Below are 13,293 nucleotides of genomic sequence, written 5' to 3' on the forward strand. Positions count from 1 at the left end.
TGTTCAGAAACAGACGATCTCGGCCTCGGCCTGCGCCCGGCGCAGCTCCGCCACCAGGTTCTGCGCGGCGGCCGAGCTGTTGAACACCGCCATGCGCTCACCGCCCACCCGGCGCATCGACAACACCGTCTCGGCCTCCAGGTACTCCTCGTAGGACAGGATCTGCGCCACCTCGTCCACCGAGCACGAGCATTTCTGCAGCATCTCGCGCGTGGTGCCGTTGGTGGACATGCAGGCAAAGACGTAATCCGCCCGCGCCGCCGTGGGAAAATCGTTCAGCCGCTCTGCGGCCGTCTGGCCCAGCGCCAGCCCCGGCGCCGCGATCAGCATCGCGACCAACGCCTGCCCCACGCCGCCCCGGCCCCCGCGCCGGGCCCTCTTGCCCGAACGCAGAGGTCCCGGGTCAAGCCCGGGACGCGGTGCGCTGTACTCAGCCGGCTGTCTCATTGCTCCACCTCCTCCAGCGTCTCGAACGTCACTTCCGAGCGATAGCCGTCGCCGCCCTCCGGCCCCGGCGCCTCGGCCACGAGGCTCAGGTACCAGCCCGGCACATCCTCGGACATCGTGACCGTCAGTTCCAGATCACCGAAGCCGCGCATCTGCGCCCGGTTCGGGTCCTCGGCGAAAGGCTGCATCGTCACCGTCTGCGTCTCGACCGTCCGCCCGTCGAACTCAGCCTCGCCCATCGTCACCTCGTTGGGCTGCACCAGCGCCTCCTTCACCCGGTTGCGGATGTAGAACTTGCTGCCCCCGGCAGTCTCGGCCATGTCGCGCACGGTGGACTCGTAGAAGAACATGATCATCGGATTGCCCACGCTGGCCGGGAACTGCCCCAGCTTGCGGTACTTTTCGCCCTGCCGCAATTCCAGCACCGCCAGCGGGCTCTCGCCCTCGCCCACGGTCAGGGCCACCTTGCCGCTGTCGCGCTCCGCCGCCTCGGGCGCCAGCGCGTTGCTGACCTGCCGCGTGTAAACCAGCGCCATGTCCCGCGACACCTCGTCCAGCGTGCCGTTCCTGAACAACAGGTCATAGGTTTCCTGCCCGCTCAATGGCGCGGCCACGGCGGTGGCACAGCCCAGGACAAGCCCGGCCAGGGCACTCGTCACGCGCATCATCATGCTCAAATCTCCTCCCTATTCAGGCCAGACACTAAAGGCTCCGGCGGCGCTGTCACCGGCCACTTTCGTATCACCCTGCCCGTCGGCATCCCCCTGCTGACCGATCTTCCAGGCCATCAGCGGCCGCAGCCGGTTCAGCTTCACCGGCTTGTAGATCACCGAGATGTCATAGGTCAGCCCCGCCGCCCGCACCCTGGGGCTGCGATCGGCGGTGATCAGGATCGCCGGCACATGAACCTTGGTCAGCTTGCGCACCCGTCCGATGGCATCCACCCCGGTCTCGTCATCGTCGAGCGTATAGTCGGCCAGGATGATATCCGGCGCCATGCCCATGTCCTCGACACAGGTCACCGCCTCGTCGATCGACCGGCAGGCCAGCACGTCCGCCCCCCATTGTTCCAGCCGCTTGGTGGTTCCGAACAGCACGTCATCGTCGTTCTCGATCAGCAGGACGATCTGGTTCTCCAGAAGGTCGTCGGCATTCGACGCAAGGCTCAGGGGCTCATTGACCGCGGGCGCGTCCGTCACCGTCTCCAGCTCGATCCGGAACACCGACCCCACGCCGGGCTTCGACTTCACCGACAGCTTGTGACCCAGCAGGCGACAGGCCCGCTCCACCACCGACAGGCCCAGACCGACGCCCGCGGCCAGCTTCTCGCCATCGGCGCGGGCGAACTCCTCGAACACCCGCTGCTGGTCGCGCTTGGGAATGCCGATGCCGGTGTCCCACACCTCCAGCACCACGCGGCCCTTGCGGCGGCGGCACCCGACCAGGACGCGGCCCCCCGGCTGGGTGTACTGGATCGCGTTCACCACCAGGTTCTGGATCGACCGCAACAGGTAGACCGGGTCGGACCGCACCAGCACCGAACAGGGCACCATCTTCAGGCTCACGTTCTTCTGCTCGGCCACCAGGCTCTGGTCGGCATGGATGCTGTTCATCATCGAGGTCAGGTTCACCACCAGCGGCGACACCGTGTCGGGCGCCGCACTTTCCAGCCGCGAGATGTCCAGCAGCAGGTGCAAGAGCTGCTCGGTCGAGCGGAACGATCCTTCCAGCCGCTCCACCATGCCATGCATGTCGGTTCCGCGCGACGTCTCCAGCAGGGTCGAGATCAACAGCTTGGCGGCATTGATCGGCTGCAACAGGTCGTGGCTTGCGGCGGCCAGGAAACGCGTCTTCGAGGACACCGCCTTCTCCGCCTTGTCCTTGGCGTCGCGCAAGGCTTCCTCGACCCGCGCCTTCTTTTCGTATTCCTCGGTCAGCTTCTCATTGGCGCGGGTCAGCTCGGCGGTGCGCTCCATCACCCGGCGTTCCAGCGTCTCGGTCGCCCGCGCCTCCAGCGTGACGTCCTCGACCTCCACCAGGTAGCCGCTGTCGGGCATCTCGTGCATGTGCAGTTCCAGCACCCGCTCGGGCCCCAGCCGCACGCGCTGGCGAAACGCGCCCTCGGTCACCAGCTTGCGATAGATCGCCTCGATGTTGACGGCATCGCCCTCGACCGCCAGCCCGTTGGCGAAAAGATACTCCACCAGCGCCGTCACCGGCTCGCCTTCCGCGACATAGGACGCGGGCAGCCCCAGCAATTCGCGGAACTGGCCGTTATGCATCAGAACCTTGCCCCGCGACGAGAACGTGCACACCCCCGAGGTCAGCGTCTGGAACACCGCCTTCAGGTAATCCTCCTGCCGGTCGATCAGGCTTTCCTTCTCGGACCTGTTGCGCCGCACGAAATCGGTGATCTCGGTCAACAGCAGCACCACGTTGTCGCCCGAGGTGTGCTGCGCGCTCAGCTGGAACCAGCGGTCGTCGGCCATCTCGATCATGACCGAGGTAATCACCCCCTCGTCGCGCCGCTTCTCCAGCGTGCTGGGCAGGGTGGCCAGGTTGCGGTCGGCCGAGCGGAAGAACTTGCTAGACACCAGCCGCGCAAAGAACCGGCCAATCGACAGCCCGGTGTCGATCTTGTTCGAGATATCCGGGAAAAGCTGCAAAAACAGGTGGTTGCACAGCTCCAGCTTGCCGTCGATAAAGAGGGCAAAGCCGCCCTCCATCGACGACAGCGCCGCCACCAGGCTCTTGCGCATCCGCTCCTGCTCGCCACGGACCGTTTCCAGCTCCGACACAGCGCGCGCCAGGTCGCGGCCCTGCGCCTGCATCTTCTCCTGCAGCTCGATGGCCGACTGGAACGCCCGGAACGCCGAGGGGCGCACATCGTCCTGCCGGTTCGCCCGCCGCATCAGCGCGTCGATGATCCGCGCCTGGCGCTCGACCTGCACATCCAGCGGCTCGTCGGGGTTCACCAGCATCAGTTCAGCACCCGCGCTTCGGGCCTGAAGAACGCCACGCCGACGAAGGTCTGGTTCATGTGCAGGCCCGATTTCTGCTCGCCATAGGTGTTGAACCCGATCACCCGGTGGGCGCGCAGGATGTTCGACACCTCCTGCGTCAGCTGCTTGTGCTCGAATTCCAGCCGCCGCAGGAAACAGTCGAAGCCCAGGATGAAATCCGGCTCCCGTCCCGCCGCGTCCCGCGTCGACAACCCCTCGTGCAGCGCATCCAGGCTGCCCTTCGCCTTGCCAAGGGTCAGGATCAACCCGTCGTCGATGGCCGCCAGCAACGACAGCGCGCCGCCCGGCTTGGTATCGCTGATCGCGCGGGCGTAATGGGTCAGGTTGTGGCGCAGCATCATCGGGTTTTCCGCGAACACCTCGGGGCTCAGCGCCCCGGGCGGGCAGCCCACCAGTCGCGCGTATTCCTCCGCCGCCGGCGCGCCGTTGATCTCGTAGACCAGCCGCTCCTCCGGGTCCGCGGAGGTGATCACGATCTGCGCGCCCTCGGGCTGGAAATGGTCGAACGCCACGCCCTGGAACTGCAGGTCGGTCTCGATCAGCAACAGCACGGCGGCCCCCGAATGCGCCTCGCCGTCATGCAGCACGAAGGTCCGCTCGAACTTCAGCCCGTCGCCGGCCGAGCCGCCGAAGATCGGCACGTCGCCCAGCACCGCGTCCAGCGTCGACACCAGCAGGTCCTCCTGCTTGGACAACCCGTCCGCCACGATCAGCGCGAAGCGGTTCCAGCCCGCCGTGTGCCGGAACCGCTCGGCCTGCTTCTGCGCCTCGGCGGCAAAGGCCGTGGCATGATCCGGCCGCAGGTCCCGAAACAGCATCGACGCGCAGCGGAAGTTCCGGCGCGGAAAGCCCAGCAGCAACAGCGCCTGGTCGTCATAGCCGTCGGTGGTGATCTGCCCGGCGGAACTGCAGCCGAAGACCGGCACGCCCTGAAACGCCCCGGACAACAGCGCGCTGGTCTCGTCAACGTCCAGGCAACCGGGCAGGATCGCGAACACGAAGCACAGCCCCTTGCCCACCAGCGCCTCGCTCGCCTCGGCCACCGCCGCGGCGGGGTCCTCGGCCCGGGATTCCCCGATGATCACGAATTCAGGGGGGGCGGGCTTCACGCGTCCGCGCCTAGTGCTGAAGGAAGGCGCGCGCCTCGGGTTCGGCATGGCGCGCCATCACCGATTCCACGAACACCACCGCCTGGGTCCGGTTGCGCACGTCCAGCCGCCGCAAGAGCGCGGTGATATGCGCCTTCACCGTGGCCTCCGCCAGCGACAGCTCATAGGCGATCTGCTTGTTGGGCTTGCCGGCGCAGATCAGCTTCAGGATATTGACCTGCTGCGGCGTCAGGATGCTCAGCTCCGGCGTGGTCTTGAACAGATCGTCCTGCTCCTCGCCGGCTTCCGCATCGACGTACTCGGCGGGCACATAGCGCCGCCCGGCGGCGATCTCGGTGACCGCGAAGTGCAGCGTCTTGGCCGAGGCGTCCTTCGGCAGGAACCCCATCGCGCCGGACCGCAACAGCCGGCGCACCAGTTCGCTCGATGCCAGCGACGAGATCACAAGCACCCGCGCCTCGGGCAGACGCGCGCGCAGCTTTTCGAAACCCGACACGCCGGTCACGTCCGGCAGCTTGAGGTCGAACATCACCAGGTCTGGTCTGAAATCACCGTCCACCAGGTCGAAACAGGCCTGAAGGCTGCCGGCCTTGCGGATGTCGCATCCCGGAAACCCCAGCGTCAGCGCCGTTTCCAGCGCGTCGCTGTAAAGCGGATGGTCGTCCACGATCATCACGGACGACACAGGCCGCGCGCCCGCGCATTCGTCTCTTGCTGCCAACATGCCGATCCTCCCGTATGGAAAAGTAGCACCAAATCGAGAATGATCAACCGTTTGGAACAGGCGCGGTGCAACCGGCGACACTCGGCCACCCGCCCGGCGCCGGCGCGCAGCACGACGTCGCCTTGCCCTGCAGGCCCCGCGACCGTCCCGCCTCAGCGCGAAAACCGCGCCAGGTCGCCCGCCGGGGCCGCGTCCGAATAGATCGCCCGGTCCAGCTCCGCCAGCCGGGCGCGATAGCGGTCCGCGCCGGGGCCCGACCGGGACAGCGCCACCAGCGCCCGCCGCATCTCCCCGACGCGTCCGGCCCGCGCCGCCCGGCGCAGCGCGCGCCGCTGCGGATGCAGGGCCGGCACCCGGTCCGACAGCCGCGGCAGGCCCGACCAAGCCCGCCCGCGCAGGCCCAGCATCAGCGCCGCCGCGAACACCGCCAGCGCCGCGCCCAGCGCCGGACCTCCCGGCAGGACCGCTTCGGCGGGGTCGGGCCGGGGCGCCGCCTGCGCGCTGTCGGCAGGGTCATCGCCACTCCCCGGCACCCGCGCGCCATAGGCCACCCGCTGTGCGCCGATCTCGACCGTCCGGCTCTGCCGCGTCGTGGTGTCGAAGTAATCAAAGCTCAGCGGCTCCACCACGGCCGACACGTCGTTGCCCGGCCGGATCGTCCAGCGCCAGAACGCGATGGTCTTCGGCCCCTCCGGCGTCAGCTGGATCAGCCGCTTTTCCGGGTGGGCGAAGATCATGCCCGTGGGCGAGGTCAGCTCCGGCATCGGCGGGATCATCTCGGGCGTGGCCCCCAGCGCCTCGATGCGGATCACCCGCAACACGCCTTCCCCAGGCGTCAGCTGGTCGGGCGCGTTCGACCACTGGTCCGACACTTCCAGCCGCCGCACCGGGAACCACCAGTCGCTGTCCGTCGGCGCGGGGTCCACCTCGATCGTGATCGGCTCCGACGCGATCTCGTGCGCGAACCAGTCATCGCCCTCGTCCGTCAGCGTCAGCCGGTGGCGAAACGCCCCGATGGTCAGGGTTCCGGGGCGCTCCGGGTAGACCGCCATGCGCCGGATAAAAACCTTGACCTTGCGCCCGTCCACCCGCTCATCGCGCCAGGTGTCGGGCCCCAGCTGCGACCAGTTGAACCCCTCCAGCTCCGGCTGCACCAGCATCTCGCGGGTGATGTAACGCCGATAGGTGCCGCGGATCGTCAGCAGCACCATTTCCCGCGTGTAGGGCGTCGCCGCGCGCTCTTCCACGCTGACCTCCAGGGACAACTCGCCGGGATGCACCTCGCGCGTCTGCCCGACCGCGATGCCCGGGATCACCAGAACGACCATCGCCAACACCCAAACGCACACGCCCGCCGCCCGCACCCCCCGTCCCGGACTTGATCCGGGACCTCCCGGCCGCCACCACCAGAGGCCCCGGCTCACAGGCCGGGGCGGGCCCACGCCCCTGTCCCCCCGATCCGCCATTCCAAGCCGCGCTGACCATTGCCGCCCGCACCACCCGGCCAGGCCCGCAAGCAACGCGCACCCCACGCCTCCACCTCGCCGTCCCGGACCCAATCCAGAACCTCTCGGCCACCACCACCAGAGGCCCCGGCTCACAGGCCGGGGCGGACCCACGACCCTGTCCCCCCGGTCCGCCATTCCAGGCCGCGCCGACCATTGCCGCCCGCACCACCCGGCCAGGCGCGCAAGCAACGCGCACCCCACACCTCTCCCCCGCGGTCCCGGACTTGATCCGGGACCTCTCGGCCGCCACCACCAGAGGCGCCGGCCCGCAGGCCGGGGCGGCCCCACGACCCTGTCCTCCCCGTCCGCCCTCCCGGGCCGCACCCACAGATGCCGTCCGCACCACCCGGCCAGGCCCGCAAGCAACGCGCGCCCCAGGCCTCTCCCCCGCCGTCCCGGACTTGATCCGGGACCTCTCGGCCGCCACCACCAGAGGCCCCGGCTCGCAGGCCGGGGCGGACCCACGACCCTGTCCTCCCCGTCCGCCATTGCGGGCCGCGCCGACCATTGCCACCCGCACCACCCGGCCAGGCGCGCAAGCAAAGCGCACCCCACGCCTCTTCCCCTCCGTCCCGGACCCGATCCGGGACCTCCCGTCGCCGGGCGCACCGGCCCCCGTGTCGCCTGCAAGATCCCCCTCATCTTGGGTCCTCCGGCTCGGGCGGCGACAGCCCCAGCTTGTCGCGCCGCTTGTGCTCCTGCAGGATCCGCTCGGCCATGAACTCTCCCGGCACGTCCTCCAGCTGCAAAAGCCAGCGCTCGTCGGCCACCATGAAATAGTCCTTGAACACCCGCCGCACGCCCAGCTTGCCGCGGCTCTCCAGCTCCGCCATCCCCAGCACCGCGCTGGTATTGCTCACGCCATCCCCGGTCCCCGCCGCGCGCGCGTCGCCCTGCCCCACCTCCGCGTCCGCCGTGGACCCGCGCTTGCGGTCGGGCAGCAGCGCCAGCGCTTCCGGGTCGATGGCCAGCCCCGCGTAATACGCCGCCACCACGTCGAAATTCGCCCGCGCCCGCGGATCGCCCGCCGCGATGGCCAGATCATAGGCTTCCAGCGCCCGCGCGTAGTCCCCCGCGAACACCTGCGCGTTGCCAAGGTTGTACTCGTCTCCCGCCGCCGCAAAGGCCGCCGCCGCCGCGCCGTAGTCGCCCGCCCGGAACCGCGCCACGCCCTGCCACTCCGGCGCCTCGAACACCTCCGCCGCCCAGCCCGGCAGGCCCACCGCCAACAGCACGCGCCCCAGCGACGCCGCGCCGCCAAGAGCCCCTCCCGCCAGCAGGAAGACCGCCGTGAGCAGCGCCAGCCCCCTCATGCGCCCTGCCTGCGGAACATCAGCAGCATCGGCACGGCGGCCAGCAGCAACAGGTACCGCCCCATGTCGCTCCAGAAGATCAGCGGATAGTCCTGCCGCTCCAGCCGCGCCGCCATGTCCTGCCCCAGCATATCCGCCAGCGCGTCGGCATCGTCGAGGCCGAAGACCTGCCCGCCCCCCGCCTGCGCATGGGTCCGAAGCGACGGCGCGTCGCCCATCCCCACCACCGACAGCCGCGCGCCCATCTCCGCCAGCCTTGCCGCCAGCCGCAAACTCTCCGGCCCCAGCCCCGCCCCGTCGGTGAACAGCACCACGTCGCCCGCGATGATCTCGGCCTCCTCCAGCCGCGCCGCCGCCAGCGCCAGCGCCCGCTCGGGCCGCGTGCCGGGGTCCGGCACCAGCTCCGGCCCGATCAGCGAAAAGGTCTGCCCCAGCTGCACGTGATCCAGCGTCATGCCGGTGGCCAGATACGCATCACCGCCGTAGACCACGATCCCTCCGGGCCGCGTCCCCAGGCTGGCCAGCCCGAACCGGCCCAGCGCCTGCATCCGTGGCCAGCGCGCATCCTCCGTGACGCTGGCCGAGGCATCCACCACGAACAGCACCCCGTCGAGGTTGCGAAAGCTTGGCGTGTCCCGCCGCTCCACCGCCGGCCCCGCCAGCGCCAGCACCGCGATCACCAGCATCGCCATCCCGGCCCACAGGCCCGAGCGCCCCGCCTGCGCCTCCACCCGGCCCAGCGCCGCCATCGCCCGGATCATCCCCGGCTCCGCCGCCCGCTGCCAGTCGCCCAGCCCCTGCCGCCGCGACCACAGCCACCACGCCAGCCCCGCCAGCACCGGCAGCGCCAGCAGCCACAGGGGCCGCAGCAATGTCACGTCGAGGCTCATGCCGGGTCCCTCGCGATCACGAAAAGGCACAGCAACGCCGCCGCCGCGGCCGGCCACGGCCAGTAGTCGCGGTAGATCTCGGCCGCCAGCCCGTCGCTGTCATTCGCCTCCAGCCGGTCCAGCGCCTCCGCCACCTGCTGCAGATCCTCCGTCGTGCGCACCCGGAAACTCTCGCCGCCCGACACCTCCGCAATCGCCCGCAAGGTGCGCGCATCGACCACGCCGCGCTCGCCCTCCTCGGCACTCTCCAGGTCCTTCGGTCCCAGCGCGATCGTATGCACCCGCACGCCCATGTCGGCGGCCAGTTCCGCCACGCCCAGGGGCTTCGTCGCCCCCGCGTTGTTCACCCCGTCCGACAGCAGGATCACCACCTTGCTCGCCGCGTCGCTGTCGCTCATCCGCTTCAGCGCCAGCCCCAGCCCGTCCGAGATGTTCGTCGCCCGCCCCGAGATGCCGATCACCGAGGTCTCGATCTCCTGCGCCACCGCCTCGATGTCGAAGGTGAAGGGCGTCGCGTAATAGGCCTCCGATCCGAACACGATCAGCGCCAGCCGGTCGCCGCCCCGCCGCCGCGCAAACTCCGCGCCCACGGTCTGCACCGCCTCCAGCCGCGTCACTTGCCGGCCGTCCAGGTCGAAATCGTCTCGCACCATCGAGCCGGACAGGTCCAGCGCAATCGCCAGGTCCCGCCCCGACACCTTCAATGCCGACACCGGCGCCAGGTCCCTCGGGCCGCTCAGCGCCACCACCAGCAACCCCCAGGCCAGCCACAACGCCCCGTCGCGCAAAGGCACCCCCGCCACGCCAGCGCCCCCACGCCGGGCCCGCGCCAGCAACTCCTCGCCCACCCGGCGCGGCAGCACCAGCGCACGACCGCCCACGCTCCGCGCCGCCACGAGGCGCTGCACCAGCCACGGCAGCGGCAGCAACAGCAGCGCCAGCGGCTGCGCGAGCTCAAACATGCCCCCTGACCTCCGCCTCCACGTCGATCTCCGCGTCCCGCCGATAGAGGTTGGGGCGCAGCGCATCATACCGCTCCGGCGCCACCTCCCTCAGCAGATGCAGCAAGCCCACCCGCCGCGCATCCTCGGGCAACTCCGCCAACGCGGCGATCCGCGCCTCAAGCCCCGGTCTCGCGGCGCCGCGCCGTCGCATGAACGCCAGCCGCATCAGGCCCACCACCACCAGCGCCGCGCATCCCGCCAGCCCCGCCGACACCAGCACATCCGCCACCGCGTCCACCGCGCCCCCCGGCGGCAGCCGTATGTCCAGCAGGCTGTCGCGCATCGCGGCCTCCGACAGGGGCGCGCCGCTCATGCGCCATGCTCGTCGTGATAGCGGATCAGCACCCGCGCCGTCTCGCGCGGATCGGCCCCGGCATCCACCACCAGCGCCTCGCGCCCCGCGATCCGCACCATCGTCGGCACCGCGTCGTTCATACCGATCCGCAAATTCGCCCGCCGCCCGTCGGCCAGCCGCACCGGGTACCGCCCCGCCGGCAAGGCGTCGGTATTGGACACCAGCAGCAGCCGTATCGCCCGCCGCTGCCCCAACCCGTCCAGCACCCTCACCAGCTCCTCGCCCGGCGCATCGAACCCCGAGGCGATGACGATCTCCGACCCCGACGGCGCCAGCCGCTCCAGCCGGTGCAGCGCCCGGTCCAGCGACAGCGCCCCGCCGGTCGCGCCCTTGCCCCGCGCCGCATCCTCCAGCGCCCGTGCATGGGCCTCCACCAGCCCGCCGATGACGTCCAGCATTCCGCGGATGCGCCCCCGTGGCGGCACCACCGTCACATCCCGGTCCGTCACCGCCAAGAGGCCGACGCGCCCGCCCTCTTCGACCAGCGGCCAGGCATCCAGCACCAGCGCCTCGGCGGCGGCCACCGACAACAGCGCCCGCCGCAGCCCCCACAACATCTCGCTGCGCATATCCGCCACCAGGTAGCGCACGCGGTCCCGCTCCGCCTGGAACTGCCGCACATGCAGCTTGCCGGTCCGCGCCGTGCTGGCCCGGTCCAGGTGCCGGATGTCGTCGCCCGGCAGGTAATCCCGGATATCCGCCACCTCGATCCCCTGCCCCTTGACCCGCGTCGCGTGCCCACCCGGCAGCGTCGCGCATTGCTCGACCCCGCCCGGCCCGGTCAGCGCATGGGCGCGCAGCGCAATCAGGTCCCCGGCGGCAAGCCGGACTCCCGGCTGCTCCAGCGCGGCACTCACAGCGGCTCCACCGCTTTGACGATCTCCGCCACCACGTCCCGCGCGCGCCGCCCCTCGGCCATCGCACGCCAGCTCAGCACCATCCGGTGCGCCAGCGCGTCCGGCGCCAGCGCCGCCACGTCCTCGGGCAGCGCATGGTCGCGGCCCTTCAGGAACGCCCGCGCCCGCGCCGAGGCCGCCAGCGCCAGCGTGCCGCGCGGCGACACCGCGTGCTGGATATCTCCGGCCAACTCCCCGCCCCGCGTCGCCATCACCAGTCGCACGATATAGTCGCGCAACTCCGCGGCCAGATGCACATCCGCCACCGCCTTCCGCGCGTCCTTCAGGCTCTGCTGGCTGATCGTCGCGTCGGGCAGCACCGCCTCGCCATGGGTCTCCGCCTCGACAAGGTTCAGGATCGCCCGCTCGGTCTCGATATCCGGCAAGTCCAGCACCACGTGCAGCAGGAACCGATCCAGCTGCGCCTCGGGCAGCGGAAAGGTCCCCTCATGCTCGATCGGATTCTGCGTCGCCACCACCAGGAACGGATCGGGTAGCCCGTGCGTCTCGCTGCCCGCCGTGACCTGCCCCTCGCCCATCGCCTCCAGCAGGGCCGACTGCACCTTGGGCGGCGCCCGGTTGATCTCGTCCACCAGGACGAGGTTGTGAAAGACCGGCCCCTTCACGAATTCGAAACTGCCATCCCCGGGCTTGTAGACCGGCGTGCCGGTCAGGTCGGCGGGCATCAGGTCGGGCGTGCACTGGATCCGGGCGAACGACCCTTCCACTGCCCGCGCCAGGCATTTCACCGCCCGCGTCTTGGCCAGCCCCGGCGCGCCTTCCACCAGCAGGTGCCCCCCGGTCAACAGCGCGATCGTCATCCGCTCGATCAGGCGCTCATGCCCGATCAGCCCGTCTCCCAACTGCTGCAACAATCCCGCGATATCGCGCTGGCCGGCGTCTTTCAGCACATCCTGTCCTCCCGAAACACGGACGTCTCACAGCGCCCCGGCGGTCTCTCCTTCCGCGCGGCGCGTCACGTCAACGCTAGGCCAAGCGGCCCGCCGCCGCCTACCTAACCGAAAGTCTTAACCGCCGCCGCCCACGGCCCTAGCGCACCGTCCGGTCCGCCGCGCACTTCGGGTCCATCAGCGGCGCAAACCGCGCATCGGCGAAGCTCTCGGCGCTCGACGCATCCAGCCGCTCGTAATTGGCGTCGATGAAATCTATGAACTCCGGCGCAGTCGTCTCGGCCCCCGGCGACTGCGCCACCGCGTGCAGCATGAAGACGTCGAACCGGCACAGCCCCACAGGGTTCGACCCCAGGATCGCCCGCATGAACCCGCGCGAACTCCACGGCATCCGGCCCATGTTCACCGGGAATTCCTGCAATTTCGACACGAACCGCGCGTCGCGGTCGAATTTCAGCACGTCCATGCCGAAAGTGAACGATTGGTAGAGTTCTTCCACCAGGATCGAGCGATAAAATTTGCGCTCCAGGTTTCCGGGCGTCGACGGCCCCGGCTGCTTGACCATGATATGCGTCACCTGCCCCAAATGGCCGAAAAACGTCTGAGCCATCGCCGGCGACATCGCCGCATAGTCCCGCCCCCGGGGCAGCCCCAGCCCGAAGGCGCTGTTCATCCACGCCACGTCGGCCGACAGCGCCCGGTTCGGCGGTCGCCCCGAATACAGCCGCAACAACACGACACGCCCGGCGCCACACCCCTGCGCCGTCGCGCCCGCGAACCGCATCGGCAGCGGCTTACCGTAGACCTCGCCGATCAGCCCCCGGAACGCGTTCAGCACCGCGCGCGTCTCGGCGTGCGGCTTCTCGCCCACCACGCACAGGGCTGCGCCCGCCATGTCGCGCCCGTTGATCCTGACCGGGATCGCCATGTCCCGCCCGATCATCGTGGTGCGAAGCTCGTAACTCCAGCCGCGCCGCGCCATGTCCAGGTAATCCTCGCGCTGGTCCGCCTGCGCGGCCAGCCCGGCAAAGATCAGCATGCAAGCAAGTCGAATGATGCGCATGGCACCTCCCCTGATCGCGCAACATAGGCCAGTCGCGGGACCGTTTCCAC

At 70.0% G+C, this 13,293-nt stretch carries 13 protein-coding genes; all 13 read right to left on the bottom strand.

Annotated elements, in window-relative coordinates:
- Positions 1-3: 3 nt before the first annotated feature.
- The 13 genes from KUV49_RS16375 to KUV49_RS16435 all read right to left on the bottom strand — a co-directional run bounded on the left by KUV49_RS16375 (position 4) and on the right by KUV49_RS16435 (position 13,243).
- Positions 4-330: a hypothetical protein gene (locus KUV49_RS16375; RefSeq protein WP_152498305.1), complete on the bottom strand. Its 327-nt coding sequence runs from the start codon at positions 328-330 to the stop codon at positions 4-6.
- Between the two features lie 113 nt (positions 331-443).
- Positions 444-1,118 carry a hypothetical protein gene (locus KUV49_RS16380; protein ID WP_315899523.1) on the bottom strand — a complete coding sequence of 225 codons (675 nt, stop codon included), beginning with the start codon at positions 1,116-1,118 and terminating at the stop codon, positions 444-446.
- A gap of 15 nt (positions 1,119-1,133) precedes the next feature.
- Entirely contained in the window at positions 1,134-3,428 is a 2,295-nt protein-coding gene (locus KUV49_RS16385) for an ATP-binding protein (RefSeq protein WP_222450876.1), read from the bottom strand.
- The gene (locus KUV49_RS16390; protein ID WP_315899524.1) at positions 3,428-4,579 is read right to left on the bottom strand and encodes an FIST N-terminal domain-containing protein; all 1,152 of its coding nucleotides are present in this window, start codon (positions 4,577-4,579) and stop codon (positions 3,428-3,430) included. Before KUV49_RS16390 ends, KUV49_RS16385 begins: the two co-directional genes overlap by 1 nt.
- Positions 4,580-4,589: 10 nt before the next feature.
- The gene (locus KUV49_RS16395; protein ID WP_222450878.1) at positions 4,590-5,303 is read right to left on the bottom strand and encodes a LuxR C-terminal-related transcriptional regulator; all 714 of its coding nucleotides are present in this window, start codon (positions 5,301-5,303) and stop codon (positions 4,590-4,592) included.
- A gap of 152 nt (positions 5,304-5,455) precedes the next feature.
- Positions 5,456-6,631 carry a hypothetical protein gene (locus KUV49_RS16400; protein ID WP_222450879.1) on the bottom strand — a complete coding sequence of 392 codons (1,176 nt, stop codon included), beginning with the start codon at positions 6,629-6,631 and terminating at the stop codon, positions 5,456-5,458.
- An 818-nt stretch (positions 6,632-7,449) separates the two neighbouring features.
- The gene (locus KUV49_RS16405; protein WP_222450880.1) at positions 7,450-8,124 is read right to left on the bottom strand and encodes a hypothetical protein; all 675 of its coding nucleotides are present in this window, start codon (positions 8,122-8,124) and stop codon (positions 7,450-7,452) included.
- Positions 8,121-9,014, bottom strand: a complete 894-nt coding sequence (locus KUV49_RS16410; protein WP_222450881.1) for a vWA domain-containing protein — start codon at positions 9,012-9,014, stop codon at positions 8,121-8,123. Before KUV49_RS16410 ends, KUV49_RS16405 begins: the two co-directional genes overlap by 4 nt.
- Positions 9,011-9,976: a VWA domain-containing protein gene (locus tag KUV49_RS16415; protein ID WP_222450882.1), complete on the bottom strand. Its 966-nt coding sequence runs from the start codon at positions 9,974-9,976 to the stop codon at positions 9,011-9,013. Before KUV49_RS16415 ends, KUV49_RS16410 begins: the two co-directional genes overlap by 4 nt.
- On the bottom strand, positions 9,969-10,331 hold the full coding sequence (locus tag KUV49_RS16420) for a hypothetical protein (protein WP_222450883.1): 363 nt from the start codon (positions 10,329-10,331) through the stop codon (positions 9,969-9,971). The genes KUV49_RS16415 and KUV49_RS16420 overlap by 8 nt, the downstream gene beginning before the upstream one ends.
- Positions 10,328-11,230 carry a DUF58 domain-containing protein gene (locus tag KUV49_RS16425; protein ID WP_222450884.1) on the bottom strand — a complete coding sequence of 301 codons (903 nt, stop codon included), beginning with the start codon at positions 11,228-11,230 and terminating at the stop codon, positions 10,328-10,330. The genes KUV49_RS16420 and KUV49_RS16425 overlap by 4 nt, the downstream gene beginning before the upstream one ends.
- Complete coding sequence (locus KUV49_RS16430) at positions 11,227-12,180, bottom strand: MoxR family ATPase (RefSeq protein WP_315899525.1); 954 nt, start codon at positions 12,178-12,180, stop codon at positions 11,227-11,229. The genes KUV49_RS16425 and KUV49_RS16430 overlap by 4 nt, the downstream gene beginning before the upstream one ends.
- A gap of 139 nt (positions 12,181-12,319) precedes the next feature.
- The gene (locus KUV49_RS16435; RefSeq protein ID WP_222450885.1) at positions 12,320-13,243 is read right to left on the bottom strand and encodes a hypothetical protein; all 924 of its coding nucleotides are present in this window, start codon (positions 13,241-13,243) and stop codon (positions 12,320-12,322) included.
- Positions 13,244-13,293 lie beyond the last annotated feature (50 nt).

The sequence above is a fragment of the Roseovarius atlanticus genome, from assembly GCF_019802205.1.
Taxonomy (GTDB): Bacteria; Pseudomonadota; Alphaproteobacteria; order Rhodobacterales; family Rhodobacteraceae; genus Roseovarius; species Roseovarius atlanticus_A.

Bases quoted from the DNA above. Each gene is read 5' to 3' on its own strand.
- KUV49_RS16375 (WP_152498305.1), bottom strand. From the start codon at position 330: ATGCTGATCGCGGCGCCGGGGCTGGCGCTGGGCCAGACGGCCGCAGAG.
- KUV49_RS16380 (WP_315899523.1), bottom strand. From the start codon at position 1,118: ATGATGATGCGCGTGACGAGTGCCCTGGCCGGGCTTGTCCTGGGCTGT.
- KUV49_RS16385 (WP_222450876.1), bottom strand. From the start codon at position 3,428: ATGCTGGTGAACCCCGACGAGCCGCTGGATGTGCAGGTCGAGCGCCAG.
- KUV49_RS16395 (WP_222450878.1), bottom strand. From the start codon at position 5,303: ATGTTGGCAGCAAGAGACGAATGCGCGGGCGCGCGGCCTGTGTCGTCC.
- KUV49_RS16400 (WP_222450879.1), bottom strand. From the start codon at position 6,631: ATGGTCGTTCTGGTGATCCCGGGCATCGCGGTCGGGCAGACGCGCGAG.
- KUV49_RS16405 (WP_222450880.1), bottom strand. From the start codon at position 8,124: ATGAGGGGGCTGGCGCTGCTCACGGCGGTCTTCCTGCTGGCGGGAGGG.
- KUV49_RS16410 (WP_222450881.1), bottom strand. From the start codon at position 9,014: ATGAGCCTCGACGTGACATTGCTGCGGCCCCTGTGGCTGCTGGCGCTG.
- KUV49_RS16415 (WP_222450882.1), bottom strand. From the start codon at position 9,976: ATGTTTGAGCTCGCGCAGCCGCTGGCGCTGCTGTTGCTGCCGCTGCCG.
- KUV49_RS16420 (WP_222450883.1), bottom strand. From the start codon at position 10,331: ATGAGCGGCGCGCCCCTGTCGGAGGCCGCGATGCGCGACAGCCTGCTG.
- KUV49_RS16435 (WP_222450885.1), bottom strand. From the start codon at position 13,243: ATGCGCATCATTCGACTTGCTTGCATGCTGATCTTTGCCGGGCTGGCC.